Here is a 25,426-nt window from a genome sequence, read left to right as displayed (position 1 = left end):
GTGCGCCAGAACCTGGTACGCCAACGTCAGGCTTCGCGGGTCTGGCCTTCAGGGGGCGCATCGGCCAGGACGGGTGGGGGCTCCTCATCAGGACGCTCGGGCGCGTCCGGGTCGCGGCCTTGGCTGCGGTCGAGCTTGCGCATGATGGGCGTGACGGTCAGGCCGTGGATCAGGATCGACAACAGGATGATCAGGCCCACGATGGCCCACAGCCGCTCGGCCTCCGGGAAGGCGGCGTGGTTGAGCGCGTAGGCCACATAGTAGATCGAACCGACCCCACGGATGCCGAAGAAGGCCAGGGTGAGCTTTTCGCCCCGATCAGCCTTCAGGCCGATCATGCCGATCAGGCCGGCGGCTGGCCGAACCACGAGCAGCACTGCCGTGGCGAGCCCCACATCGACCAGGGTCAGGGGCCGGAGAAGTCCGCTCACCAGCGCGCCGCCAAACAGCAGCAGCAGCACCATCATCGCCAGGCGCTCAACCTGTTCGGTGACGTCGTGCATTTCCCGGTGGAATTCGTGCTGCCTGTGGGAGTGGCGCAAGGTCAGGGCGGTCACGAACACCGCCAGGAAACCGTAGCCGTGCAGCATCTCCGTCGCCCCGTAGGACACGAAGGTGGCGGCGATGGCGATCAGGCCGTCGCCGGTGCTGGCGAGCTTGCTCTCCGACGGGACGCGGAAGGTCAGCCAACCGAACAGCCGGCCGATGACCCAGCCGCCCAACACCCCGGCGGCGAGCTTCCAGGCGAGGTTGTAGCTCAGCCAGTCGGCCAGCCAGGGCTCGCCGGTCTGGCTGGACAGCGCCAGCACGATGGCCAGGTGGACGAAGGGGAAGGCCAGGCCGTCATTGAGGCCCGCTTCTGACGTCAGCCCAAACCGAACCTCGTCCTCCTCGCCCGTCTTCGGCGGTCCTACCTGGACGTCGGCGGCCAGCACGGGGTCGGTGGGGGCGAGACTTGCGCCGAGCAGCAGGGCGACCAGCCAGGGCAGGCCGGCCCAGACGCCAAGCAGGGCGATGGCGGCGATGGAGAGCGGCATGGTGATGGCCAGGAGCCGCCAGGTCACGGCCCAGCGGCGGACGTGGAAGACCCGATCGATCTTCAGACCCGCACCCATCAGGGCGATGATCACCACGAATTCGGTGAACCGCTCGGTGATCTCCGGATAGCTGAAGGGCAGGGGGCGCAGGCCGACCTGCGGCAGGCTGAACAGGCCGGCTCCCAAGGCGATGCAAATGATCGGCAGCGACAGCGGCAGGCGCTTCAACGCCAGGGGAAGCCACGCGACAAGCGCGATCAGCAGGCCCAGGCCCGTGAGAGTGACGATGTAGAGGCTGGGCCCAAAGTCTGGCATCCAGCCCTAACCCGCCTGGGCAAGGTCTGTTGCAACAGCTGGGTGGATAACCCGCCGCGAGAAGCTTGAGAGCGGCTTCTCAGTCCTCGTCGGGCGTAGCCCCTGGCGCGGTCCGTATCACGGCATAGGCGTCCAGGGCCCGCTGGCGGGCGAGGGCGTGGTCGACGATGGGCCGGGGGTAGTCGTGGCCCAGCCGCACGCCGGACCCGGCCAGCACCGGGGCGGCCGCGGTCCACGGCGCGTGAATCACCTTGGCCTGCAGCCGGGCGAGTTCGGGAACCCAGCGGCGGATGTAGTCGCCGGGCGGATCGAACTTCTCGCTCTGGAGCATGGGGTTGAAGATGCGGAAATAGGGCGACGCGTCGGCGCCCGACCCCGCCACCCACTGCCAGTTGCCCGCGTTGGAGGCGTGATCGGCGTCCACCAGGGTGTCCCAGAACCACTGCTCTCCCAACCGCCAGTCAATCAGCAGGTGCTTGGTGAGGAAGGAGGCCGTGATCATGCGGACGCGGTTGTGCATCCAGCCGGTGGTCCAGAGCTGGCGCATGCCGGCGTCGACGATGGGGTAACCGGTGACGCCACGCTTCCACGCCTCCAGGCCTTGAGGATCGTCGCGCCAGGGGAAGGCGTCGAACTTGCGGTCGAAGTTGGTCTTGGCGAGATCGGGGCCGCGGGCGATGGCGGCGTTGAACTCTCGCCAGCCCAGCTCGGCCAGGAATTTCTCGGCCTCGCCGTCGCTGGCCTGGCCGTGATGGGCGGCGGCCTGGGCGGCGCGCCAGCAGGCCTTGGGACTGATCTCGCCAAAGTGCAGATGGGGGGAGAGGCGCGAGGTGCCGTTGACGGCCGGCCGGTCGCGCCCGGTGGAATAGCTCCTCAGGGCCTGGGCGGTGAAGACCTCAAGGGCGTCGTGGGCGCCGGCCTCTCCGGGCCGCCAATCGCTGAAGCCGCCGGACCAGTCCGGCGCGGTGGGGTGCAGGCGCCAGTCCGACAGCGCATCGGACGCGGGCCAGGCGGCGGGGGTGGCCAGGGCCGAGGGCGCCGGGATCGACCCGCCGTCGATGACCGCCTGGCGGGCCGTACGCCAGAAGGGGGTGAAGACGCTGAAGTCGCCGCCCGCCTTGGTTTTCACGTCATCGAGGTTGACCAGATGGCCGCCGTTGAAGCGGTGGGGCTCTGCGCCCTCGCGCTTCAGGGCCTCGGCCAGGACCTTGTCGCGCTCGCCATGGCCGGGATCGAAGACGGCGTTCCAGAGCACCTCGGCGGCGTCGGTCTCCCGGGCAAGCTGCAGGACGATGTCGGCGGCCACGCCACGGCGCAGGACCAGCCGCGATCCGGCGGCCTCGAGATCCGCCGACAGCGAGGCCAGGGACTTGTCCAGCCACCAGAGCGAGGCTGCGCCCGGCGCCCGCAGGCCCGGGGTTTCGTCCAGCACATAGATCGGGATGACCGGCCCGCCGGCGCGCACCGCGGCCTCCAGAGCCGGGTTGTCGGCCAGGCGCAGGTCGCGGCGGAACCAGACGATGATCGGTGGGGACATCAGAAGAACTCGTCGAGGAACCGGTAGAAGTCGAGGCGCGCCTGGTCCAGATCGGCCAGGGGATAGTGGCGCGCCAGCAGATGTACGGCGTCGACCTGCGGATGGTTGCGCTCGGCCGAGCGCAGGAACAGTGAAAGGTCCTGATAGCGGTCGGCGATCCCGAAGCGGCCGAGATCGATGAGGGTGACCTGCGCCCCGCCGTTCCAGACGAAGTTGGGCAGGCTGGCGTCGCCATGGGTCAGGACGGGGTCCTCCGTGACGGGAATCATGGCGGTGAGCCGGTCCCAGGCCTGCTGCGCGCTCAGGCCCAGCCGTTCGGCGTCGAAGTCGCTTTCGTCGACCGCGCCGTCGGCCACGCGGGCCTGGGCCTCCGCCAGCTTGATCGAAAGCCGCAGGTCGAAAGGGCAGTCGGCGATGGGCGTGGCGTGCAGGGCGGCCAGGGTTCGAATGGTGGCCGCCAGCGCGGCCTCGGCCTCAGGCTTCCCGACGTGGGAGACCGCGGTTCCCGGCGCGGCCTCCATGAACAGGGCCAGATCATCGTCGACCTGGCCAAACCACAGGGCCTTGGGGACGGGCGCCCTTCCGGCCAGCCAGCGCAGGACTTCGGCTTCGCGCTCGAGCGCCCGCGCGTTCCAGCTCTGGGACCGTTGCGTGATCTTGACGAAAGCGCCGCCGCAGCGGGCCACCAGGTCGCCTGACTGGCCGTGGCCGACAAGGTCCGGCGCCTCGCCGCCCGTCAGCCCCGCCGCCGCCAGCACCCGTTCGATCCGCACCCTCAGCCCTTTGTTAAGCGCCACCGCCCTAGTCTCTCGCCTCTGAACGCCACTGACGGAAGCCTTACGCCATGGACGGCGCCCAGCCTGCCCCATTCCGCACCGCCCGCCGGACGACGGAACGCATTCGCATCCTGGGGGGCGACATCGACCTGATGCGGCCGCAGGAGGTGATGCATCACATCGGGCGGTTCATCGCCGCGGGCCGCAAGGCGATCATCGCCAACCACAACAGCCATAGCCTCTACCTGCTGAAGACGCGCCCCGAGCTGGCCAGCTTCTTCGCCAAGGCCGACATCATCGAGATGGACTCCACCCCGGTGATCTTCTTCGCCCGCCTGCTGGGGATGCCCAGCCGCACCTTCCACCGCTGCAGCTATGTCGACTTCCGCCCCTTGTTCTGGAGCATGGTGGCGGCCAAGGGCTACCGGGTCTTCTACATCGGGGGCGCGCCGGGGGTGGTGGAGACCGCCTCGGAGCGGCTGATGGCCAAGTATCCGGGCGCGGTGATCGGCGGCCGCGACGGCTATTTCGACGCCACGCCCGGCTCCGCTGGCAATACAGAGGCCCTGGCGCAGATCGCCGCCTTCAAGCCCGACATCCTGTTCGTCGGCATGGGCATGCCGCGCCAGGAGCTGTGGATCGAAGCCAATCTCGAGGCCCTGCCCGACTGCGTGATCATGCCGGTAGGGGCCGCCTTCGACTATGAGGCCGACGTCCAGGTCGCGCCGCCGCCCTGGATGAGCGACGCCGGCCTGGTCTGGGCCTTCCGCCTGGCCCAGGAGCCGCGTCGGATGTTCGCGCGCTACTGCCTGGAACCCTGGGCCCTGCTGCCCCTGGCCTTCAAGGACATCGCCGCCGCCATCGCCCGGCGCCGCGCGCCGCTCCGGATCACCACCTCCGCCTAGGTCCCGGCCGCCTATGGCCTCACCGGGTCCGATGCCCTACCGTCCCCCGGGCGCACCGCGCGGGGACATGGCGGAACTGGTAGACGCGCCAGACTTAAAATTAGACGACTAATGCATCCGAACCGGATGCGGCCCTCCCGTCGTGACAACCTGATTACGGCGGCGGCGCCTGATCTGCCTGTTCTTACTAAATTCCTGAGCCCGGCGGTCTCGCAATGGTGCGCTATCACCCCGCTTTGTTTTAGCATTCCGGCGTTTCGGCACGGTGGGTTGGGGGTGAAACCACCCATTAAACAGGCCCTGTTCCCCACAGAAACAGGGCCTGAAACGATCTGGAACAGGACCGCTCGCCGCTATCGACGCGGCGACAGCCTCAGTCGAGAAGCTGGCCGAACGTTACGCCCAAGGCCGTCGCGACCTTCTCGACACTCGTGATCGTTGGATGGCGGATCTGGCGCTCCATCCCGCTGACATAGGTGCGATCGAGCCCCGCCTCGTGCGCCAGCTGCTCCTGCGACCACCCGCGCTCACGCCTCATGCGCTTCATATTCTCAGCGAGGCGCCGGCGGACATCCATGCTCGCCATCGCGCGCCGATGATGACGATCGTTCTACGGACGATGAGTCTCATTTCTCTGGACTTGATGGCTGGCCAGAGCGAACCAAGGGTCATGTTTGACCTCTCGAGTCCCAAGCACTCGGTCCTTTTGGAGAAGACGCTCGAGCACATCTTCCTGGTGGAGCTCTCCAAGATCCTGCTGCTCCAGGTCGGATGCTCATTCGAGGTTCTGCGCTCTGAGTTCGACAGTGAGGGCTACGATCTGGTCGTCGACGCCCGGGAGGTCATTCGCCACATCCAGCTCAAAGGCATGATGCGGGGAGGGGCGCGGTCCTCCGTCAATATCAACCTCGGTCTCGGGCGGAAGGCGAGCGGGTGTGTGGTGTGGATGGTGGCCAATCCCCAGACCTTGGAGATTGGCCCCTTCTACTGGTTCGGCGGCGCCCCCGGCGCACCACTTCCGCCCCTCGGCGACAAGATCGCACGCCACTCCAAGGCCAACACCCAGGGGATCAAGACCCTGCGCCAGGACCTTCGTGAGGTCTCAAAGGGCCGTTTCGAGCGGGTCGAGACCATGGAGCGGCTGGTGCAGCGGCTATTTGGGGCGACGGCCCCGCGTGTCGCACTTGAGATCCTGCGCGCTCATCTGGCGGAGCGCCGTGGGGGCGGCGACGCAGCACATTCTGCGTGGTGGCTGGATCAAGCCGCCAAGGGCGACTTCAGCTCGATCCCAGACGACCTGAGGTGGGACACGTCAGCTGAATTCGCTCATTTGATCGACGGGTACAGGTTGCTTGGAGTCGAGGGGCCGCCCGAGGCACGCAGCCATATGGAGTCGATGCGCAAGCGGCGGGCATTGGACGGCCGTTGGATCGGTACGGTCTCAGATCTCTGGATCATGCTCTTCCTGGAGCATCGCCGCTTCAGGTTCGAAGGCCGCGACCCATCGCCGGCCGAGGTCGCCGACCTCGACCGACTTTGCCGCGACCTACGCGAAGGCGCCATCGCCCTCGGCGCATAGAGTCGCGGTATTCACGCTACTCCGACGACTCGGCCCCGCGCCGACGCTCTCGGTCGGCCTGAAGCTCGGCATGCTTCCGGTCCGAAACGACCCAGACCCCGCCGCCCTTCGGAGGCGACTCGCCCAGCTCGTTCAGTCGTTCCTGCTGAGCCTGGCAGATCGCTTCGAGCTCGCGGTTCCGCAGAATGAAGGCGTTCGAGGTTCCAATGTGCTCCTCGTAGTCATGCGCCGCCCGCTGAACCTCGGTTATAAAAACCTTGGCCGCCATTCGATTGCCCTGAGCGCCGGCGGTCGCGAGCTGGAAGAGATTCGCCTCGTATAGACTCACTTCTCTGACTTCGCCGCCCACAGTCATCGTCACGGTCTGCTCAGCGATCGCAAACGCTGCGTGGTTATTCATCTGAGCAAAGCGATGGATTTTCGGGAGCTTCGGCGACTTCGCGCCACGGCCCTTTGGGTTCGGGCAACTGCCCTTTGCAAAGCGGCCGCTGGCCGTCCGATCAATAGCGCTCACTGCGTCACCTCCCCCAAGGCGAGGTCAGCCAGCCGTTCGATTTCAGCCGCGCGCTCAGCACGCACCTCGGCGAAGCTCAAACCGCCGTCGAGACGCGCGACCTTACCCGTCAGAGCCTGCCAGCGGCCGACAATCACATCGCAATAGACGGGGTCGATTTCCATCAACCTGGCCTGGCGGCGCGTTTTCTCAGCCGCGATCAGAGTCGATCCAGAGCCCCCGAAACAGTCGAGGACAATCTCTCCGCGCTTAGAGACGTCTTTAATCGCGTCGGAAACCAAGGCGACGGGCTTCACGGTCGGATGCATGGCGAGCTCAGCCATACGTCCCGCTCTCATTGAGTTGACGCCCGCATACTCCCAGACATTGGTCCGGTAGCGCCCATGCTTTCCAAGCTCGACGGTATTTGTATGCGGCGCGAAGCCGACCTTCCAGGCGAAGACCAGCTCATGCTTGGAACGATAGAGCGAGCCCATGCCACCATTGTCCTTCACCCACACGCAGAGATTCTTCAGCTCCGAGTAAACGGCCTCGCCAGCCTCAATCATCTCGCCCGCATGGCGCCAATCCATGCACTGGAAGTGGATCGCGCCATCCAGGCTGACCGCAGCAAGGTTCCCGAACACAGACGTCAGAAAGCCCACGAACTCGGGCCGCGTCATCTCGCCTGACGCCATCGCGAACTCACGATGCTTCACGGCGCCCAGCCCGCAGACATGTCCATCGATCGGCACGTTGTACGGAGGGTCAGCGAAGACCATGCGCGCGCGGCTCTCCCCCATCAGCGTCTCAAAGGAAACCTGCTGCGTAGCGTCGCCGCACAAGAGTCGGTGGTCACCGAGAACCCAGAGATCGCCACGGCGGGTCACGGCGGTGGCAGCGGACGGCCTGTCTGGCACGGCGTCAGCCGGGTCATCTCTCTGCGGCTTACCGGCGCCATCGATGGTGAGGTCGATTTCCGCGGTCGAGAATCCGGTCACCTCGACATCGAAATCCAGTTCGACAGTGGTCAGGTGCTGGAACTCGATCCTCAGAATTTCGGGATCCCAGCCCGCGTTCAGCGCGATCCGATTATCGGCCAGCACATAGGCGCGCTTCTCGTCCTCACTGAGGTGCTCAATGCGTAAGGTCGGCACGCTCTCGCGCCCGAGCCGCTTGGCGGCCTCCAGCCGACCGTGGCCGGCGATCACATGGTCCTCGGCGTCAATGAGGATCGGATTCACAAAGCCAAAGGCCTGAATCGAGGCAGCGATCTGCGCCACCTGCTTTTCAGAGTGGGTTCGCGCGTTGTTGGCGAAGGGCTTCAAGCGCCCAACGGGCAGCAGCTGCACTTGTTGATTTTCATGGATAGGCAAAATGGAAGCTCCGAGTGTTCGGAGCGCGCCTGCGTCTAGCCTGGCGGCTCCGATTGATGCGCCAAGGCCACCCGCAAAGGGCGGGGAGGTCTCGGGCCTATCGGGCGTCACGCCGTCACTTGGTGAGACTACATCAGAGCTGAACGCATCACGCTGGCGCCCAAAGGGCGCCCAGCTCCACCTCGTCTCAGGCCGCGGGAGCCAACAGCAGGTTCGAGGCTGCTGCAACCCCTATTTGAGGCTACGCCTCCGCATTCTGCTCAACGTCCGCCGACATGCAGTAGATCAGCGGTTCGCCAGCCTCCATGTGTCCGCTGAAATGCAGTTCACACTCGCACCAAGTCCTCACGCCCGGAGTGCTCTCGACGAGAACTGAAAACATCGCTCGGCCATCGAACTTACCCGACCAACCAAAAGCAACGTCATCGGCCTCACAGAGGATTGCCCCCACTTGGATGGGCTTCATTTCCTCCACGTCTTCCCAGAAATCGGCCCGGGCCAAATCGAGCTGGCACGCGGCGGCCGCGATCTTGAGCTTTTGATTGTCCATATTGACATCCTCTCCTCGCAAAGACCGTCCACGGGAACGTGGTTGGCCTGCGGCGAAGGACAAGATCAGGCGCGACCGGCGCCGCCTACCAACGTTTGGGCGTATCCGGGGTGGCTCTCGAACTCGCTCACGGCTTGCCTCCTGCCCAGCGGACTTCTGTTAGCATGTAGACCCCGGTTGAACCGCGGGCAGGTTCGGGTAGACTAAGGTTGGTAGACTAAGTTTAGGTGACCTGATGAAGGCGATCAACATCCACGAGGCCAAGACCCACCTCTCGCGGCTTGTAGATGAGGCGGCTAAGGGCGAAGCCTTCATCATCGCCAAGGCGGGGCGACCGCTTGTGAAGGTGATGGCTTTGGGCACCCCGGCGTCGGGCGAGGTCCAGCGACTCGGATTCATGGCCGACCGGATCCAGGTCCCGGAGGATTTTGATCAAATGGGAGTCGGCGAGATTGACGACCTGTTTGCCGGCCCGACCGAGTGAAGCTGTTGTTGGACACCCACTTGCTCCTGTGGGCGGCGGGCGGCTCAGACCAGATGCCGGCGGAAGCGGTTCGGTTGCTAAATGATCCGGCGAACGAGCTGTTCTTCAGCCCGGCCAGTCTCTGGGAGGTCGTTATTAAGAACGGCCTTGGCCGGGCTGACTTTAAGGTCGATCCCCATCTGCTGAGGCGGGGTCTCATGGACAATGGCTATAGTGAGCTTTCAATAACGAGCGTGCATACGGTCGCGATTGAGGGTCTGCCGCCGATCCACAAGGACCCCTTTGATCGGATTCTGGTGGCGCAGGCGACGACCGAAGGCATGGTTCTGGTCACGTCCGACGCGATTGTGGCGCAGTATCCGGGGCCGATTCAGAGAGTTTAGCCTCTGGACTCCAGGCTCGTAGGCGGCGGCAACCAGATGCCTTCCTGAACTCCGTATCGATCTCGACGACATGGTGGCTGCCGTTTCCATTCGACCTCAAGGAGGATCACTCAACAGCCTGTAGCCCCCGCCATCGGGCCCCTTCAGATGCTCGATCTGATAGCCCAGCCGGGCCCGTAGGGAGGACGCGACGGCGGCCCGGACGGAGTGGGAGAGCCACCCCGTCGCGGCCATGATTTCGGGGACGCTTGCGCCTTCCGGTCGGCTGATGAGGCGCAACATCACGCCAGTCCGCCCCCCCGGGCCGGCCTCGGCTGCTATTTCGGACTCCTCCTCTGAAGGTTCTGGCGGCTCCAAACCGGCGATCGCGTCGTGGGTCCGCGATGCCCTTTTCACCTTTCGCCGCACGCGGTCAGGTGTTGGCTCTATGCTCATCGCCGCCCGGCCGGCCGACGTGATCACGAGCCGCCGAACACCGTCTTCGTCTTCCGCAACCACCATCAGTCCGTGGCGGACGAGCGCCGCAAAACTATTCCCGGCGCCGGCGATGGACCCCCTCTCGCCAAGAGGCACTGCGCCCAGCGGAGAGGCTATGGCTTGGGCCAGCAGGCGGCCCTGGCGTTCGCTGATGGCCTTCATTGGCGGGCCTCCTGTGTGGCGATGACCAGCTGTTCCCAGCGCTCCATGACGACGGTGGCCGCCCGGCAGATCTCGGTGAGATCTCCGGCAAAGGCGCCGAGGTGTTCCAGGCGCCGGCGACGATCCTGAGGGTCCCGGGGAATGGCGCTGATCGCCAGGTCATGGTGATCCTCCACCATCCACCCGATGACCGTTTCCAGGCCCTTGAGGGCCTGCTCAAAGTCATTGACCTTCATGGGCCCTCCCCGCGGTTTGGGCTGGGGGCGTCATTTGATTGAGCAGCCAGGCTGTCACACGCTCCTGGCAGGCCTGCAGGTGGGCGCCGAGCATGGAGGCGTGGAGGTAACGCCCTGTCACGTCGGTGATCTTGTGGTTGAGAAGGAGTCTGATGTCGTATCCGTCCAGGCCCGCGGCCTTGGCGCCCGTCGCATAGGAGTGTCGGTGGACGTGCGGGGAGGGGAGGTAGCGAGAATTGACCTCGGTAATGTGCCCAGGCGCTGACCACAGGGACGGAAATAGCCATGGAGATCCAGGATACTGGGTCTCGTTCTCTGCGATCCGCGCCCCGAGAATTTCCGTCAAGTGCCGCGACAGAGGCAGGTCGAAGGCGCGGCGAGTCCCACCCTTTGGGTTGGGCACATGCAGGAATCCGCGATCCAATTTGACGTGCCGAACCCGGACGGCGCCTGCAGACGTCTTGCGCATGCCGGTGAACGCAAGGAACAGGTACCAGTCCCTGACAATGGGGTTCCGCTGCGCCTGGACCGCCTCCAGCCACCCGGGCCAGTCGGTTATGATCGTCTCCCGCCGATGCTCAGGATTATACTCAATCACTTCCGTCGGGGGCGCCGGAAGGTCCGGGTCGAACCTGCGCGCGTGGCGATAGATCGTTCGGAACGCGCGCATGAAGTGGTTGGCCGTGGTTGGGCCTGAGTTGAGCGTGACGTGGGTATGGCGAGCGGTAAAGGCCCGTCGACTGCGCCCCAACTCGTCGAGAGTCCGGTCCAGCCAATCGCGACCGTGGCGGGTGATTACGTCCTGGTAGCCTTGGATCGTGGCTTCAGATCGACCTTTCAAACGACAGCGCGCGAGATACCGATCAAGGGCCTGCTGGAGAGTAAGGATCTCGCGGATTTCCTCCTGGTGGAGAGGCGAGGGGAGGGCGAGCAGTCTTGGCTTCTCGCGCACCGTCGCGGTGAGGTTGTGGCCCCAGGTTCGAGATTGAGTGATCTGAAATTGCGTCATGCAGTGTCTCCTGGCCGGCGCGATGAGCGCCCCACTGCCAGAAGCCCCAAAATCCGGGGCGCGAACGAAGGCATGTCCTGAGCGCATTGATGCTCAGTAAGAGCGGAACAGTCGAGTGACTAGTGCAGACAGTCTGTTGTTTTTGCTGGAATATCTCTCCCGGGGGCTCGTCCGAGGCAAAGTCGCCTGCATCGTTCTGCTCGACGTCAGCAAGCTTCGTGCTGTAGGCCTGATTTTCCAGCCTGTTGGGTGCTCGTGAGTGCGCTTCTGGCGCGGGGACATGGCGGAACTGGTAGACGCACCGGATTTAAAATCCGTTGGGCATAGCCCGTCCGGGTTCGACTCCCGGTGTCCCTACCAAGCTGGACGCAAGCGCGGCGCGAGCGGGTCGGCGACTGTTGTCACCCATGCTGTGGCATGCGGGATGGCGTCAGTCCTTAACCCATGATTAAAGGAGCAATCGTCCGCCGCCTTAGGTTTGCGGACGGAATAGCTTGGGGGAGCTGTTCGTTACGTGATGAGACCACTTTTCTATCAGAATCCGGTCGCCCTTCACCCGACCGCGCATGGCGCGGCGGGGCTGGCGGAGGCGTTGGATTACGGCTTTGCGCGCAAGACCAACGCCATTCCCGTCAGCCTGGCGGAGATTCCGATCGCGGCGCTCTCCTATCCCATCGCCTTCACCACCGAGGGCGGCGCGCGGCCGGTGGCCGTGGTGGGTTTGCGGCAGGACGAGAACCTGTTCGTTGACGCCAAGGGCGCCTGGCTGGAGGGCGCCTATGTGCCAGCCTATGTCCGCCGCTACCCCTTCATCCTGGCCGAATACGGCGAAGGGGAGGATCGGGGCGTGCAGCTCTGCATCGAGGATCATCCGGAGATCCTGGTGCACGGGGCGGGTCAGCCCCTGTTCGCCGATGGAGAGCCGTCGCGGATCGTCAAGTCGGCCTTCGACTTCTGCAAATCGCTGCGCGCGGCGGACCTCGCCACCGCGCCCTTCGTCGAGGCCCTGGTGGCCTGCGGCATGCTCGAGGGCCGGGCGGCCACCATCCAGCTGCCCACCGGCGGCGACCTGAAGATGGCGGGCTTCGCCACCATCGACGAGGCCAAGCTGCGCGCCTTGCCTGACGAGGTCTTCCTGCTGCTGCGCCGCCAGGGCTGGATGAGCGCCATCTACGCCCAGATGCACTCAGCGCTGAACTGGGCCCGGCTTGGCGACCTGCTGGTGAGCAACGACCACTAGAACAACCCCAGGGCCTTGAAGCTGGCGACCCCATCGCGGCCCACCACCAGGTGGTCGTGGATGGCGATGCGCAGGGACCGGCCGGCCTCGACGATCTCACGGGTCATCTGAACGTCGGCGCCCGACGGCGTCGGATCGCCGCTGGGATGGTTGTGAACCAGGATCAGCGCGCTGGCCGATAGCTCCAGGGCGCGCCGCATCACCTCTCGCGGATAGACGGGCGCGTGATCCACCGTGCCGTGGTTCATCACCTCGTCGGCGATCAGCTGGTTCTTCTTGTCCAGGAACAGCACCCGGAACTGCTCGCGCGCCTCGTGGGCGAGCGCCGTGCGGACATAGGCCGACAGCGCGCTGGACGACGAGATCACCGGGCGTTTGATCACTGCGGACTTGCCCACCCTCAGCGCCGCCTCCTGCAGAAGCTTCAGGTCCAGGGCCACGGCGTCGCCGACCCCGACCACGGTCTTCAGTTCGTCGACGGATGCGCCCAGCACGCCGGGCAGGGATCCGAACCGGGTGATCAGCGCCTTGGCCAGGGGTTTGACGTCGCCCCGCGGAATGGTGCGGAAGAGATAGAGCTCCAGGAATTCGTAGTCCGGGAGGCCCGAAAACCCGCCAGCCCGGGTGCGGTCGCGCAGGCGGTCGCGGTGGCCGTGGTAGTGCGGCCGGGCCTTGGGGGCAGGTTTGGCGGGGAAGAGCTCGCCGCTCCAGGCCTCCTGAAGTTCGCCACCGTCCGCCATGGACCCGCTCCGCCACCGTTCGCCCGGTAATGTTCCTTATTCGTTCCCGAATGGCAAGGGGCGGACGAGGCGGATCGACGCAGCTAACCGCTCAGTAACTACGCAGGGAGATGATTTGTTAGACTCAAGGTGGTCAGGTTGAGTCCTTCTTGGAGATCCAAGCGATGGCCCGCCCACAGAAACGCGCTGCAGCGGCCCATGAGGCCCTCGGCATTCCGCCGGTCCCGGCCGACGCCTGGGTTCTCGCGCCGTCGCCGGTGCGTCTGGCGGACGGCGCCTTTGATCCGATCGACAGTCCGGCCCGCCAGCTGCAGGCCGATCTGGCCGCCAGTCTCTCTCAACACCAGGATGATGACCGCCGCTGGTCGCCGCGCCGGTCCCTGGCCTTCATCACCGTGGGCAGTCTCGCGGGCTGGGCCCTGCTGATCATCGCCGCCCGGGCGATGTTCTTCTAGGCCTCAATCGCCCTGAACCGGCGGCTTGAACAGGCCCATGGGCGACAGGGTGAAGACCTCGTAGCCAGTCTCCGTCACACCCACCGAATGCTCGCACTGGGCCGACAGCGATTTGTCGCGGGTCACCGCCGTCCAGCCGTCGGCGAGGACCTTCACCGGGTGCTTGCCCAGGTTCACCATGGGTTCGATGGTGAAGAACATCCCCGGCCGCAGCAGCTCGCCGCTGTTCTTGTGGCCGAAGTGCAGGATGTTGGGCGCGTCGTGGAACACCCGGCCCAGGCCATGGCCGCAGAAGTCCCGCACGACCGAGCACCGCTGCGCCTCCACATACTGCTGGATCGCAAAGCCGATGTCGCCGGTCCGGGCGCCGGGCTTTACGGCGTCCAGGCCGTGCTGCATGGCCTCATAGGTCACGTCGATCAGCCGCTTGGCGCGCGGGGCGATGGGGCCGACGCCGTACATGCGGCTGTGATCCCCGTGCCAGCCGTCGACGATGACGGTGACGTCGATATTGGCGATGTCGCCCTCGCGCAGGGCCCGCTCGCCGGGGATGCCGTGGCACACCACGTGGTTGACTGAGATGCACACCGTCTTGGTGTAGCCGCGATAGCCCAGGCAGGCGGGCAGGGCCTTGTGATCGAGGACGAACTCGCGGGCCAGCCGGTCCAGGTCGTCGGTGACGGCGCCGGGCACGACGTGCGGGGTCAGCATGTCCAGGCACTCGGCGGCCAGCTTGCCGGCGGCGCGCATGCCCTCAAACCCTTCCGGGCCATGGAGGCGGATCTCGCCGGTACGGGTCTCGGCCTCGAGGACGTCGGTCAGGGTCATGCTCGTTACTCCGCGACGGCCGGGGCGTCGCGCCAGGGGATGGCGTGGGTGATGCGGATGGCGTCCGCACCGATGTGGCAAGCATAGCACAAAACCTCAACCCCCGCCTTCGCCGCGTCGATCAGGCCGGCGGCGTATTTGGGGTCGAGTTCGGCGCAGGCGGCGAAGACGTCGCAATCGGTGCGCTGGATCACGAACAGCATGACCGCGCGGTGGCCCTGGGCGGCCATGGCCTTGAGTTCGCCCAGGTGCTTCAGGGACCGGGCCGCCACGCAGTCGGGGAACTCGGCCAGGGTGCCGGTGCGCTTCAGGTGACTGTTCTTCACCTCCAGCCAGCAGGGCGGGCGACCAGGGCTCTCCAGCAGGAAGTCGATCCGGCTGGCGACGCCGTAGTTCACCTCGCGGCGGATGGAGGCGTAGCCGGCCAGTTCCGGAATCAGGCCCAGGTCCAGGGCCTCGGCCACCAGGCGGTTGGGGTGCATGGTGTTGATCCCCACCAGACCGCCGTCGACCTCGACGATCTCCAGGGTGTGGGCCAGCTTGCGCTTGGGATTGTCCGACTTCGAAATCCAGACGGGGAAGCCCGGCGTGTTCAGCCCCAGCATGGCGCCGGGGTTCGGGCAGTGGGTGGTCAGCTCCGTCCCGTCGTCCAGCACCACATCGGCGAAGAAGCGCTTGTAGCGGCTGACCAGGCGGCCACGAACGAGCGGTTGGTCGAAGTCCATGGGCGCGGCTCGTCCGATACGCTAAGCGGAAACCTGATCTAGGCGAGGAGAGCGGCGATGGGTAGTCCGGCGGGGCAGGGGGCGGTGACCGCCGCGGTGTTGATCATCGGTGACGAGATCCTCTCGGGCCGCACCCAGGACACCAACCTGCGTGACATCGCGCTATACCTCGGCGTCCACGGCGTGGACCTGATGGAGGCCCGCACCGTCTCCGACGTGCATGAAGACATCATCGCCGCCTTGGACGCCCTGCGGACCCGCTACGACTATGTCATCACCACCGGCGGCATCGGCCCCACCCACGACGACATCACCGCCGATGCGGTTGCGGCCGCCTTCGGGGTCGAGCTCTACGAACACCCCGACATCATCGCGATGATGAGCGCCCGGTGGGGCGCCGAACCCAACGCGGCCCGCAGGCGGATGGCGCGGGTGCCGGTCGGTGGCGACCTGGTGAAGAACCCGGTCCAGGGCCCGCCCGGCTTCACCATCGGCAATGTCTTCGTCCTGGCCGGCGTGCCGCAGATCATGCGCGGCATGCTGGAGGACGTGGGTCATCGGCTGAAGGGCGGGGCGGTGGTGTTGAGCCGCACGGTGCGGGTCGAGGGCTCGGGGGAGGGCGTCATCGCCGCGCCCCTGGAGGCGGTGGCCAAGGCGCACCCGGGGATGAGCCTTGGGAGCTACCCCTTCTACGGGGAGGGCGGCTACGGCTCGAACCTGGTGCTGCGCGGGCGGGACGCGGTGGAGCTGGAGGCGACGGTGGCGGAGTTGATCGCGGCGCTCGAGGCGGCCGGGGTGGCGAAGGTGGCGGAGCTCGCGATCCCGGCCTAGGTCGGGGCGGGCCGATAGCATTGGGGTGCGCGCGTCCCGCTTTGGGTCGATTTGTCTACGGACGTGGCGACCGCGACCCGAAATGACCCGGAGTCCAAGCTGTGTCGAGCGCGCATGAACACATGAGCGCAGCTTCGGTCGTCTTGCCTGACGCCGTGATGGACGCCGCTTAACAACCCCACTAAAGCAAACACGCCCTGCCCAGTGGGCTTGGCGGGCGCGTGAAGGTTCGCTCGTCAGGCGAACGGCCGCTCATTTTCAGGTCTGATTGTCACTGAACTTCGCGAAACCTTCTGATATGGCGCCTAAATTGCGGCGGGTGCTGCAAATCGTTGCCACGGCCGGCCGGCCTTTGTAGGTTGCAACCAGGGCTTGATGACGGGCTGCATGACTTCCTTGACGCAAATCACCCACTCAGACGCACGCGTCGAAGTCCCGCCGCCGGCGGGTGCGGAGCTTGTCGCCTATTTTCGGGCCCGACCTCGGGCAGAGCGTTCGGAACCCGTCTTGAAGTCATCCGCCGCGCCCCTCGGCCTCTATCCTTCCAAGCGGATCATCGATGTCTGCGTGGCCGGCGCGGCGCTTGTGGCCCTGGCGCCGCTGATGATTGCGCTCTGGCTTCTCGTGGTGCTGTTCAATGGCGGACCGGGCCTCTTCTGGTCCGAACGCATCGGCCGTCATGGACGCACCTTCTGGATGCCGAAGTATCGCACCATGGACGCCAACGCGCCGCTGTCGCCGCGAGAAACCCTGCAGGGCGCGAACGGTCACATCACGCCGCTTGGCGCATTCCTGCGCAGGTCGAGCCTGGATGAACTCCCGCAGCTGTTCTGCGTGTTCTTCGGTCAGATGAGCCTGATTGGTCCCCGCCCACTGCTGCCGGATGATCCGGCCATCTTCGAGCGCCACAGCTTTCCGCACGCCATGCTGGCGCGGCCCGGTCTCAGCGGGCTCGCCAGGTCGTCGGACGCAATGAGGTGACGCCGCGCCGCAAGGCCCGTCTAGACGCCCTCTATGCCCGGACCGTCTCTCCCCGGGTGGACCTGTTCATCTTCTGGCGCACGGCGATGATCGTGCTGTCGGGACGGGGTCAGATCTAAACTCGATCGCGGTAGGGCTCTAACTTCGTTCAGCCTTCACTTTGTCTTGCCCTCTAGCACTGAAATCTGGATACGACCTGATAGGCGTCGGGCGGATACGGTTTTCGAAAATCCGACCTGATCTGAGCAAGTTCAAACCTGCGCGATACCGGGCGCGAGTAGACCAAGGAGCGTGATGCGTGGGTAAATCTGGGTCGGGTAAGGTGGCTTTGATCACCGGGGCGACGGGGCAAGACGGCGCCTATCTCTCGGAGTTACTCCTTGCGGAAGGTTACGTCGTGCACGGCGTCAAGCGCCGTTCGTCGTCCTTCAACACCGGCCGGATCGAACACCTCTACCAGGATCCGCATGAGGCCGATCAGCGCTTCATTCTCCACTATGGAGACCTGACCGACAGCACCAATCTGATCCGCATCGTCCAGCAGGTGCAGCCCGACGAGATCTACAATCTGGCCGCCCAGTCGCATGTGGCGGTCAGCTTCGAGACGCCGGAATACACCGCCAACGCCGATGCTATGGGCGCGCTCCGCTTGCTGGAAGCCATCCGCATTCTGGGTCTGGAAAAGAAGAGCCGCTTCTATCAAGCCTCTACTTCCGAACTCTACGGGAAGGTGCAGGAGGTCCCGCAGAGCGAGACGACGCCCTTCTATCCCCGCAGTCCGTACGCGGTGGCCAAGCTCTACGCCTACTGGATGGTGGTGAACTATCGAGAGGCCTATGGCCTGCACGCTTCCAACGGCATCCTGTTCAATCATGAAAGCCCGCTGCGCGGCGAAACCTTCGTGACACGGAAGATCACGCGGGCGGTGTCTGGCATTAAGCTCGGCCTGCAGGACCGGCTCTATCTGGGAAATCTGGACGCCAAACGCGACTGGGGCCATGCGCGAGAATATGTGCGCGGCATGTGGCTGATGCTGCAGCAGGACGAGCCTGATGATTATGTCCTGGCCACGGGCGAGACCACGACGGTGCGCGATTTTGTCGGCCACGCCTTTGCTCAGGTGGACATCAAGCTCGACTGGCGGGGCTCAGGCGTCACTGAGCAGGGCGTCTGCGCTGCGAGCGGCCGCGTGCTGGTCGAGGTCGACCCTCGTTACTTCCGGCCGACCGAGGTCGAACTCCTGCTGGGAGACGCCTCCAAGGCCAAGGCCAAGCTGGGCTGGAGCCACGACACCCCCTGGCAGGCGCTGTGCGAAGAAATGGTCCGCGAAGACCTGATCGTGGTGGCTCGGGAGCAGCGCCGTCATGGCGAGTGAGGTGATCTACCCCCTGGCCGGCAAGCGGGTCTGGGTGGCCGGTCACCGCGGCATGGTCGGGGCGGCGATCGTCCGCCGTCTGGCGGCCGAAGACTGCGAGGTTCTGACCTGCGGCCGCGACGAGGTGGATCTGCGGCGGCAGGCCGAGACCTCAGCGTGGATCGCCAAGACCAGGCCGGACGCCATCTTCCTGGCGGCCGCCAAGGTGGGCGGCATCGGCGCCAATGCGGCCTATCCGGCCGACTTCCTGTTCGACAACCTGATGATCGAAGCCAATGTCATCGAGGCCGCCCATCGGGAAGGTGTGGGCAAGCTGCTGTTCCTTGGGTCGAGCTGCATCTATCCCAAGATGGCGGCCCAGCCGATCACTGAGGACGCTCTGCTGACTGGCCCCTTGGAGCCGACCAATGAGTGGTACGCGATCGCCAAGATCGCCGGTCTCAAGCTGGCCCTGGCCTATCGCCAGCAGCATGGGGATGACTTCATTTCCGCCATGCCCACCAATCTCTACGGTCCCGGCGACAATTTCGATCTTGAGAACAGCCATGTTCTGCCGGCCCTGATCCGCAAGGCCCACGAGGCCAAGGTGCGCGGGGAGGTTTCGTTCGATGTCTGGGGTTCCGGAACCCCCAGGCGGGAGTTCCTGCACGTCGATGACTGCGCCGACGCCCTGGTCCATCTGATGACCAGCTATTCCGGCGACCAGCATGTGAACGTCGGATATGGCGACGACATAGCCATCGCCGACTTGGCGCAGCTGGTGGCCGACGCCGTGGGGTTCAAGGGCGACATCGCCTGGGATCGCTCCAAGCCGGACGGCACGCCGCGCAAGCTGATGGATGCCGGCAAGCTCGCCGCCCTTGGCTGGACGCCCCGGATCGACCTGAAGCGGGGCGTCGAGGACGTCTACGCCTGGTTCCTGGCGCATCAGGCCTAGGGTGGGAGAACCTTCGACCCCGGGCCGGCGGGTTGTGTTCGTGAACCGCTTCTATGCGCCGGACATGTCGGCCACCAGCCAGATCCTGACCCGCCTCGCAGAACACCTCGTCACGTGTGGCTGGCAGGTGAGCGTGATCACCAGCCGCCAGCTCTATGGCGCGCCGGGCATCCTGCCCTCAAACGAGGAGATCGGGGGCGTCCAGGTCCAACGGGTGCTCACGACGCGTTTCGGCAACGCCGGCCTGGCAGGGCGCGCGCTGGACTATCTCTCCTTCTACCTGACGGCCTTCCTGGCCCTGCTGACCACTCTGAAGCGGGGCGACATCGTGGTGGCCAAGACCGACCCGCCTTTGATCTCGGTCTTCGCCCACTGGGCGGCCGCCTTGAAGGGCGCGCGCCTCGTCAATTGGCTGCAGGATCTCTATCCGGAGATAGCCGTCGCCTATGGGGTGCGCGCCGCGCGCGGTCCGCTCGGCGCAGTCCTGAAGTCGCTGCGCAACACCAGCCTGCGGGGCGCCAGCGTCAATGTCGTGATCTGCGAGGACATGGCCAAGATCGTAACGCCGCTGGCCGGGACCTCGCGGGTCGAGGTGGTGCACAATTGGAGCGACGACACGATCGTCCGTCCGGTGGCGCCGGAGGACAATCCCCTGGTGGCGGCCTGGGGCCTGAAGGATCGGTTCGTGGTGGGTTACTCCGGAAACCTCGGGCGCGCCCACGACTGGCGCACCATCGTCGCGGCGGCCGACCTCCTGCGGGCGCGGCCCGACATCCTGTTCCTGATGATTGGCGGCGGTGCCGGGCAGGGGCCTTTGCGCGCCGAGGTCGAGCGGCTGGGTCTGCAGGGGAGCTTCCGGTTTGAGCCCTACCAACCGCACTCATTGCTGGCCTGCTCGCTGAGCCTGCCGCAGGTGCACCTGGTGTCGTTGCTGCCGGAGTTTCGCGGCCTGATGTTTCCTTCCAAGGTGTTCGGCATCGCTGCGGCCGGCCGAGGCATGGTCGCCATTGTCGACAGCCCGTCGGACCTGGCCGACCTGGTGCAGGCGCACGGCAGCGGGGAGGCTACGCCGGTGGGCGATGGGGCGGGGCTTGCGTCGCTGATCGCCCGGCTGGCCGACGATAGAGAGGCGGCCCGGGTTCTGGGCCAGCGATCCCTGGTCATGCTCGAGGCTGGCTTTGCCTGCGAGCAGACCCTGAAGCGCTGGAGCGCTGTGCTTGAGGCCGCTTGAGACCAGCGTCCTGGACCCACGAGAGGGGAGGCCGGCGGTGTTGGTTGACCGCCATGCCGCATTGCAGCAACACTCTGGCGCTGGAGGTTCGAGCCGATGATTGAAGATGATCGCCGCTGGTACCCGGTGCAAACCCAGCCCAAGCGCGAAGCCTACGCTGTCCAGCAGCTGGTCAACCAGGGCTATGAGGTGTTCTTCCCCAGGCGCCTGATCACGGTGCGCCATGCCCGCCGGGTGCTGGAGCGGGAGGCGAGCTACTTTCCCGGCTACATCTTCGTATCGCTGGACCTGACGCGGGAGCCCTGGACCCGGGTCAACAACACCTTCGGCGTCCGCTCCCTGGTCATGGTCGGCGCGAGACCCGCCGCCGTGCCCACCTCCTTCATCGAGATTCTGCGCGGCCACCTCGATCAGGACGGCCGGCTGCCGCCTCTGGCGCCGTTTCAGGTGGGGGAGCGCGTCAGTATAGTTAACGGTCCCTTAGTTGATTTGGTGGGAACGATTGATCGTCTCGACAGCGGAAGCCGGGTTCGCCTGCTGCTAGAACTGGCGTCTGGCCTTCTTCCTGTATTCACCGAGACGAAGAACTTGGCTCAGATTCGGTAGAATTGACTTAAGCTCTTCACACTTGGTGGGTTACACATCTCGCGTCTGAGATGAGGTCTGCGCCCGCGGTGTTTTCACCCTGGGTGCGGTAGCCGTGGGGCGGCAGGCTGGTCGGCGTGGTGCGACAGTCCTAGTTGAGGGAGGCGAGCAAGATGGCAGGTCGGCGATTACGCGAGGGCGCCTGGTTTCTGGGGTCGGCCACCATCGCCCAGTTGGTCATCGAGCCGGCGATCTGACGCTCGCGCCATTCATAGCCGGTCTTCCTCCAGGGCTGGATCTTGTTGCTCAGGCTATCGAGGACGTATTCGCCCTGGTCGGTGTCCAGCAGGAGCACGGCATGAGTCTCGCCGCGGAAGGTGCGAACCACCGCGATGGAGAGTGCGCGCATGGGCACGCCGGCGGCGATGAGTGCGTGGCGCTTCTCGAGAACATAGTCCTCGCAGTCGCCGGTGCTGCGGCCCTCGGCCAGGGGCCGGCTCCAGACTTCAGACTTCCCGTGCTCGGAGATGTCCGAGCGGTAGACGATGGCCCTGTTCACCTGCCGATTGATCGCCTCGACCTCAGTCCAGAAGTCGGAGCCCAGCGATACTGGTCCGCCTTCGGGGGCGACCGCCACCGGTTCCGGGGACCGACGCATCGTCTGCAACTCGGAGATCGCGCTGGTCACGTCGATCCGGACGGCGGCGTTGACGGTGACCGAGCGGCCGAGCTTGGCCTTCGGCGCAAACATCTCGCGGTCGGCCGCAAAGTAGGAAGGGGTCGTCCGCCAGGACGAGTCGGACATCGACCAGGTGTTCATCGGCGACCAAGTGTTCATCGGCGTAGGCCGATTGGCGGCCGTGACCGTGCGGCTGACGATGGTCCCGAAGTCGTCCTGGCTGTCGAGGCCGGTCAAGACCGCGGCGGCGAAGGTCGACGTTTCAGCAGGCGCGGAAGGCGACGCGGCCGGCGCGCACTCTTCCGGATTGCGCTTGCAGAACGCCAGGAAACCCTGAGGCGCGAGGGTCGGCTGGGAAATCTGTTGGGCCGTGGAAACGGGGAGTTGGGGGGAGCGCGAAAGCGGCCCGGCCTGGGCGGCCATGGGCATGGACAGACCTAGTATAACTGAGGTCTTGAAAAGCGCCCGGAGAACAAACATCTGCCACACCCAATTAAGGTCTTGTCAGATGTTTTTTAGAGTTTACGGCCTTCCGAACGGCGAATTGACGTAGTTTCGTATGCCTTGATTGAGATGGTTTCCTGGCGTTAACTGTGAAGTCATCGAAGTGTTGTGGTTATATATTTGTAAATTGAGATATATATCTATTAATACGTGTTTTTAGATATTAACCATCCGCGAGTCATTGCTGCGCGATGTGGTCCAATTCTTGCTATTCCGTGAGGCGCCGCGTTGCGGTAGAAACCTGATGGGACGCCCGCGTGCGGAGTTTTTGTAAATGAAGAGATGGATTGCGCTGGTTTCAGTGGCGCTGAGCTTGGGCTTTGGGAGTGTTGTGGTCGCCGCGGAGGCGAAGGCCGCCGAGCCCGACGTCGCGTCGCGTTCGCTTCCGGAGTACCGGCTCGGATCAGGCGACAAGGTGCGGATCACCACCTTTGGCGAGGCGGCCCTGACGGGTGAGTTCCTGGTGAGCGGCACGGGCAAGGTGTCCTTGCCCCTCGTCGGCGAGCTGCCCGCTCTCGGGCTGACCGCGCGAGAATTGCAGGCCTCGGTCGAGACGACGCTTAAGGAAGGGTACCTGCGGGAGCCGCGGGTCAGTGTCGAGATCCTCAGCTATCGCCCGTTCTATATCCTGGGCGAGGTCAAGTCCCCGGGCACCTACCCGTTCACCAGCGACCTCACCGTGGTGAAGGCCGTGGCGACGGCGGGCGGGTTCACCGACCGCGCCAACATGAAGAAGGTCTTCATCAAGCGCCCGGACAGCGAAGAGGAAGAGAGATACTCCCTCGACGCCAACACGCCGGTTGCGCCGGGCGACACGATCCGGATCGCCGAACGGTTCTTCTAGGGGCCGGTCTCCGCCGCCGCGACTGGGGGATAGATGCAGACAATCCTGGTTAGCGGCGGCGCCGGCTATATCGGCTCGCACACCTGCCTGAGGCTCTCCGAAGCCGGCTTTCGTCCCGTGGTCTTCGACAATCTGTCGAACGGCCACGCGGCGTTCGCCCAGTGGGGGCCGCTGGAGGTGGGCGACATCCGGGACGCCGCGCGTCTGGACGAGGTGTTCAGCCTCTACAAGCCCGCGGCGGTCATCCACTTCGCCGCCCTGATCGAGGTTGGCGAGAGCGTCCTGCATCCAGGCCGCTTCTACGAGAACAATGTCTCGGGCGCGGTCAGCCTGATCGAGGCGGCCCGTCGCGCCGGGGTGAATGCCCTGGTGTTCTCATCGACCTGCGCCACCTATGGCGATCCGGTGCAGGTTCCGATGGACGAGAGCCATCCCCAGGCGCCGCTTAATCCCTACGGCCACTCCAAGCTGATGGTGGAGCAGATCCTGCGCGATCTGGACCGCTATTCCAGCTTCCGCTCGGTGATCCTGCGTTACTTCAACGCCGCCGGTTGCGACCCCGAGGGGCGCATCGGCGAACGACACGAGCCGGAGACCCACGCCATCCCCCTGGCGATCCGCGCGGCCATGGGCTCGAACCACGGCTTCAAGATCTTCGGCGACGACTATCCTACCGCCGATGGCACGGCGGTGCGTGACTATATTCACGTGCTCGACCTAGCTGACGCCCATGTCCTTGCGCTGGGTCACCTGTTGGCGGGCGGCGGGAGCGATGTGTTCAACCTGGGCACCGGCACGGGGACCAGCGTCCGCGAGTTGGTGGCGGCCATCCAGGCTGTGGCCGGAGGCGGTTTCGATGCACAGACCGCGCCGCGCCGTCCCGGCGACGCGCCGGCCCTGGTGGCCGACAATCGCAAGGCGCGAGGGGTCCTGGGCTGGAGTCCACGCTACCGTCTCAACGACATCATAGAGTCCGCCTGGCGCTGGCATCAGGCCGAGTCGGCGCGAGCGAAGGACTAGATGGCGACCTTCAACACGCTTTCCGAAGCCCTGGCCACCTACGACGCCTGGCTGAAGGACACGGCTCTGCCGCTCTGGTGGAGGCTCGGCGTCGACCATGAGCGCGGTGGCGTCCTGGAAGCGCTCACCGTTCAGGGCGATCCGGCGCCCGCGCCGCGCCGCGGACGGGTGCAGGGCCGACAGGTCTATGTCTTCACGACGGCCGGCGGCCTGGGTTGGGCGGGGCCTTGGAAGCAGGCGGCGACGCACGCCCTGGACTACACCTTCGAGCACTTCCAACGCCCAGATGGTCTGGTCCGCAAGCTGGTGTCCCTCGATGGGCAGGTGCTGGACGACGGCGTCGCGGTCTATGATCAAGCATTTGCTCTGCTGGGCATGGCGACAATGCACGGGGCAGGCGGCTATGGCCGCGACCTGCCAGCCGAGGCGGCCCGGACCCGCGCGGGCCTGCAGGCCTTGCGCGACCCGAAGGCCGGTTTCCGCGAGACCGACGACCATCCCAACCAGTCCAACTGCCACATGCATATACTCGAGGCCTCTCTGGCCTGGATCGAGGCGGGGGAGGGCGACTGGGACAGCCTCGCCGACGAGATGGCCGAAATGGCGCTCTCCACCTTCATCGACGCGGACGGCGGCTTCCTGCGGGAGTTCTTCGACGAGGACTGGAAGCCTGCGGCCGGCGATGACGGGCGGCGGGTCGAGCCGGGCCATCAGTTTGAATGGTCCTGGCTGATGTCGCGCTGGGGACGGCTGCGGGGCCGCCAGGACGCCCTCGACGCCGCCCGAAACTTGTTCGAGCACGGCAAGCGCGGCGTCGACGCCCGCGGCATCGCTGTCAACGCGCTCTGGGACGACCTCACCGTCATGGAGCCCCAGGCCCGGCTCTGGCCCCAGACCGAATATATGAAGGCCGCTCTGGCCTTGGGCGAGGAGGCCGACGCCTTGGCCGCCGCGAACGGCCTGTGGCTTTACCTGCAAACCCCGGCGGCCGGCGTCTGGTACGACAAGCTCCGGCCCGACGGGACCTTCGTGGACGAACCTGCCCCCGCCAGTTCCTTCTACCATATCATCTGCGCCATCGCGGAGCTGAGCCGGTTCCAGGCGGAGCGTCGCTGAGGCGATCGTCGGCCTC

At 65.6% G+C, this 25,426-nt stretch carries 30 protein-coding genes and 1 tRNA gene; 17 read left to right on the top strand and 14 right to left on the bottom strand.

Going from position 1 to position 25,426, the window contains the following annotated elements:
• Positions 1–26: 26 nt before the first annotated feature.
• From OCL97_RS06200 to OCL97_RS06190, 3 genes are all read right to left on the bottom strand, one after another.
• On the bottom strand, positions 27–1,352 hold the full coding sequence (locus OCL97_RS06200) for a cation:proton antiporter (RefSeq protein ID WP_377368562.1): 1,326 nt from the start codon (positions 1,350–1,352) through the stop codon (positions 27–29).
• Positions 1,353–1,431: 79 nt separating this feature from the next.
• The gene (locus OCL97_RS06195; RefSeq protein ID WP_377368560.1) at positions 1,432–2,889 is read right to left on the bottom strand and encodes a cryptochrome/photolyase family protein; all 1,458 of its coding nucleotides are present in this window, start codon (positions 2,887–2,889) and stop codon (positions 1,432–1,434) included.
• Positions 2,889–3,686 carry an APH(3') family aminoglycoside O-phosphotransferase gene (locus OCL97_RS06190; protein WP_377368558.1) on the bottom strand — a complete coding sequence of 266 codons (798 nt, stop codon included), beginning with the start codon at positions 3,684–3,686 and terminating at the stop codon, positions 2,889–2,891. Before OCL97_RS06190 ends, OCL97_RS06195 begins: the two co-directional genes overlap by 1 nt.
• A gap of 47 nt (positions 3,687–3,733) precedes the next feature.
• Here OCL97_RS06190 and OCL97_RS06185 point away from each other — a divergent pair, with 47 nt between their 5' ends.
• The gene (locus tag OCL97_RS06185; RefSeq protein WP_305338413.1) at positions 3,734–4,570 is read left to right on the top strand and encodes a WecB/TagA/CpsF family glycosyltransferase; all 837 of its coding nucleotides are present in this window, start codon (positions 3,734–3,736) and stop codon (positions 4,568–4,570) included.
• Between the two features lie 373 nt (positions 4,571–4,943).
• On the opposite strand, the gene OCL97_RS06180 is transcribed toward OCL97_RS06185, so the two are convergent.
• Complete coding sequence (locus OCL97_RS06180; protein WP_377368674.1) at positions 4,944–5,075, bottom strand: helix-turn-helix domain-containing protein; 132 nt, start codon at positions 5,073–5,075, stop codon at positions 4,944–4,946.
• Between OCL97_RS06180 and OCL97_RS06175 the strand changes: the two genes are divergently transcribed.
• The gene (locus tag OCL97_RS06175) at positions 5,013–6,149 is read left to right on the top strand and encodes a hypothetical protein (RefSeq protein WP_377368678.1); all 1,137 of its coding nucleotides are present in this window, start codon (positions 5,013–5,015) and stop codon (positions 6,147–6,149) included. The genes OCL97_RS06180 and OCL97_RS06175 overlap by 63 nt on opposite strands.
• A gap of 16 nt (positions 6,150–6,165) precedes the next feature.
• On the opposite strand, the gene OCL97_RS06170 is transcribed toward OCL97_RS06175, so the two are convergent.
• From OCL97_RS06170 to OCL97_RS06160, 3 genes are all read right to left on the bottom strand, one after another.
• Positions 6,166–6,663 (bottom strand): DUF5681 domain-containing protein, encoded by a 498-nt coding sequence (locus OCL97_RS06170; protein WP_377368556.1) that lies wholly within the window; start codon positions 6,661–6,663, stop codon positions 6,166–6,168.
• Positions 6,660–7,994, bottom strand: a complete 1,335-nt coding sequence (locus tag OCL97_RS06165) for a site-specific DNA-methyltransferase (protein ID WP_377368554.1) — start codon at positions 7,992–7,994, stop codon at positions 6,660–6,662. Before OCL97_RS06165 ends, OCL97_RS06170 begins: the two co-directional genes overlap by 4 nt.
• 265 nt (positions 7,995–8,259) lie before the next feature.
• Complete coding sequence (locus OCL97_RS06160; protein ID WP_377368552.1) at positions 8,260–8,568, bottom strand: hypothetical protein; 309 nt, start codon at positions 8,566–8,568, stop codon at positions 8,260–8,262.
• Between the two features lie 235 nt (positions 8,569–8,803).
• Here OCL97_RS06160 and OCL97_RS06155 point away from each other — a divergent pair, with 235 nt between their 5' ends.
• Positions 8,804–9,052 carry a type II toxin-antitoxin system Phd/YefM family antitoxin gene (locus tag OCL97_RS06155; RefSeq protein ID WP_377368550.1) on the top strand — a complete coding sequence of 83 codons (249 nt, stop codon included), beginning with the start codon at positions 8,804–8,806 and terminating at the stop codon, positions 9,050–9,052.
• An 8-nt stretch (positions 9,053–9,060) separates the two neighbouring features.
• Positions 9,061–9,435 carry a type II toxin-antitoxin system VapC family toxin gene (locus tag OCL97_RS06150; protein WP_377368548.1) on the top strand — a complete coding sequence of 125 codons (375 nt, stop codon included), beginning with the start codon at positions 9,061–9,063 and terminating at the stop codon, positions 9,433–9,435.
• A 96-nt stretch (positions 9,436–9,531) separates the two neighbouring features.
• Here OCL97_RS06150 and OCL97_RS06145 read toward each other — a convergent pair whose 3' ends face one another.
• The 3 genes from OCL97_RS06145 to OCL97_RS06135 are packed head-to-tail and all read right to left on the bottom strand — an operon-like array spanning position 9,532 to position 11,319.
• Positions 9,532–10,074, bottom strand: a complete 543-nt coding sequence (locus OCL97_RS06145; RefSeq protein ID WP_377368546.1) for a DUF3489 domain-containing protein — start codon at positions 10,072–10,074, stop codon at positions 9,532–9,534.
• Positions 10,071–10,310 carry a hypothetical protein gene (locus OCL97_RS06140; RefSeq protein WP_377368544.1) on the bottom strand — a complete coding sequence of 80 codons (240 nt, stop codon included), beginning with the start codon at positions 10,308–10,310 and terminating at the stop codon, positions 10,071–10,073. Before OCL97_RS06140 ends, OCL97_RS06145 begins: the two co-directional genes overlap by 4 nt.
• On the bottom strand, positions 10,297–11,319 hold the full coding sequence (locus OCL97_RS06135) for a tyrosine-type recombinase/integrase (RefSeq protein ID WP_377368542.1): 1,023 nt from the start codon (positions 11,317–11,319) through the stop codon (positions 10,297–10,299). The genes OCL97_RS06140 and OCL97_RS06135 overlap by 14 nt, the downstream gene beginning before the upstream one ends.
• Before the next feature lie 274 nt (positions 11,320–11,593).
• On the opposite strand from OCL97_RS06135, the gene OCL97_RS06130 reads away from it, so the two are divergent.
• Both OCL97_RS06130 and OCL97_RS06125 read left to right on the top strand, forming a co-directional pair.
• A tRNA-Leu gene (locus tag OCL97_RS06130) sits at positions 11,594–11,679 on the top strand.
• 157 nt (positions 11,680–11,836) lie between these two features.
• Positions 11,837–12,559 (top strand): SapC family protein, encoded by a 723-nt coding sequence (locus OCL97_RS06125; protein WP_377368672.1) that lies wholly within the window; start codon positions 11,837–11,839, stop codon positions 12,557–12,559.
• Here the strand turns inward: OCL97_RS06125 and radC are convergent.
• Complete coding sequence (radC, locus tag OCL97_RS06120; RefSeq protein ID WP_377368540.1) at positions 12,556–13,299, bottom strand: RadC family protein; 744 nt, start codon at positions 13,297–13,299, stop codon at positions 12,556–12,558. The two genes, OCL97_RS06125 and radC, sit on opposite strands and share 4 nt — an antisense overlap.
• A 164-nt stretch (positions 13,300–13,463) precedes the next feature.
• Between radC and OCL97_RS06115 the strand changes: the two genes are divergently transcribed.
• Positions 13,464–13,754, top strand: a complete 291-nt coding sequence (locus tag OCL97_RS06115) for a hypothetical protein (protein ID WP_377368538.1) — start codon at positions 13,464–13,466, stop codon at positions 13,752–13,754.
• A gap of 3 nt (positions 13,755–13,757) precedes the next feature.
• Here the strand turns inward: OCL97_RS06115 and map are convergent, their stop codons facing one another.
• Positions 13,758–14,582 (bottom strand): type I methionyl aminopeptidase, encoded by an 825-nt coding sequence (gene map, locus OCL97_RS06110; protein WP_377368536.1) that lies wholly within the window; start codon positions 14,580–14,582, stop codon positions 13,758–13,760.
• 5 nt (positions 14,583–14,587) lie between these two features.
• Entirely contained in the window at positions 14,588–15,307 is a 720-nt protein-coding gene (gene sfsA / locus OCL97_RS06105) for a DNA/RNA nuclease SfsA (RefSeq protein ID WP_377368534.1), read from the bottom strand.
• A 57-nt stretch (positions 15,308–15,364) separates the two neighbouring features.
• On the opposite strand from sfsA, the gene OCL97_RS06100 reads away from it, so the two are divergent.
• The 7 genes from OCL97_RS06100 (at position 15,365) to nusG (ending at position 21,268) form a co-directional block, all read left to right on the top strand.
• Positions 15,365–16,138 (top strand): competence/damage-inducible protein A, encoded by a 774-nt coding sequence (locus OCL97_RS06100; protein ID WP_377368532.1) that lies wholly within the window; start codon positions 15,365–15,367, stop codon positions 16,136–16,138.
• 396 nt (positions 16,139–16,534) lie between these two features.
• Positions 16,535–17,119 carry a sugar transferase gene (locus tag OCL97_RS06095; RefSeq protein ID WP_377368530.1) on the top strand — a complete coding sequence of 195 codons (585 nt, stop codon included), beginning with the start codon at positions 16,535–16,537 and terminating at the stop codon, positions 17,117–17,119.
• Positions 17,116–17,238, top strand: a complete 123-nt coding sequence (locus OCL97_RS06090; RefSeq protein WP_377368528.1) for a hypothetical protein — start codon at positions 17,116–17,118, stop codon at positions 17,236–17,238. The genes OCL97_RS06095 and OCL97_RS06090 overlap by 4 nt, the downstream gene beginning before the upstream one ends.
• Before the next feature lie 179 nt (positions 17,239–17,417).
• The gene (gmd, locus tag OCL97_RS06085) at positions 17,418–18,494 is read left to right on the top strand and encodes a GDP-mannose 4,6-dehydratase (protein WP_377368526.1); all 1,077 of its coding nucleotides are present in this window, start codon (positions 17,418–17,420) and stop codon (positions 18,492–18,494) included.
• Positions 18,484–19,431, top strand: a complete 948-nt coding sequence (fcl, locus tag OCL97_RS06080; protein ID WP_377368524.1) for a GDP-L-fucose synthase — start codon at positions 18,484–18,486, stop codon at positions 19,429–19,431. Before gmd ends, fcl begins: the two co-directional genes overlap by 11 nt.
• Positions 19,432–19,471: 40 nt before the next feature.
• Positions 19,472–20,662 carry a glycosyltransferase family 4 protein gene (locus OCL97_RS06075; protein ID WP_377368522.1) on the top strand — a complete coding sequence of 397 codons (1,191 nt, stop codon included), beginning with the start codon at positions 19,472–19,474 and terminating at the stop codon, positions 20,660–20,662.
• 96 nt (positions 20,663–20,758) lie between these two features.
• Positions 20,759–21,268, top strand: coding sequence for a transcription termination/antitermination protein NusG (gene nusG, locus OCL97_RS06070; protein WP_377368520.1), 510 nt, complete (start codon positions 20,759–20,761; stop codon positions 21,266–21,268).
• Between the two features lie 130 nt (positions 21,269–21,398).
• On the opposite strand, the gene OCL97_RS06065 is transcribed toward nusG, so the two are convergent.
• Complete coding sequence (locus OCL97_RS06065; protein ID WP_377368518.1) at positions 21,399–22,355, bottom strand: transglutaminase-like cysteine peptidase; 957 nt, start codon at positions 22,353–22,355, stop codon at positions 21,399–21,401.
• A gap of 406 nt (positions 22,356–22,761) precedes the next feature.
• Here OCL97_RS06065 and OCL97_RS06060 point away from each other — a divergent pair, with 406 nt between their 5' ends.
• The 3 genes from OCL97_RS06060 to OCL97_RS06050 are packed head-to-tail and all read left to right on the top strand — an operon-like array spanning position 22,762 to position 25,410.
• Entirely contained in the window at positions 22,762–23,274 is a 513-nt protein-coding gene (locus OCL97_RS06060) for a polysaccharide biosynthesis/export family protein (RefSeq protein ID WP_377368516.1), read from the top strand.
• Between the two features lie 33 nt (positions 23,275–23,307).
• On the top strand, positions 23,308–24,294 hold the full coding sequence (galE, locus tag OCL97_RS06055) for a UDP-glucose 4-epimerase GalE (RefSeq protein ID WP_377368514.1): 987 nt from the start codon (positions 23,308–23,310) through the stop codon (positions 24,292–24,294).
• Complete coding sequence (locus OCL97_RS06050; protein WP_377368512.1) at positions 24,295–25,410, top strand: AGE family epimerase/isomerase; 1,116 nt, start codon at positions 24,295–24,297, stop codon at positions 25,408–25,410.
• The last annotated feature ends 16 nt before the right edge of the window (positions 25,411–25,426 follow it).

Source organism: Phenylobacterium ferrooxidans (assembly GCF_042714595.1).
Taxonomy (GTDB): domain Bacteria; phylum Pseudomonadota; class Alphaproteobacteria; order Caulobacterales; family Caulobacteraceae; genus Phenylobacterium; species Phenylobacterium ferrooxidans.
The sequence above is the reverse complement of the archived record's forward strand: the minus strand, read 5'-3'. Positions and strand labels throughout refer to the sequence as shown.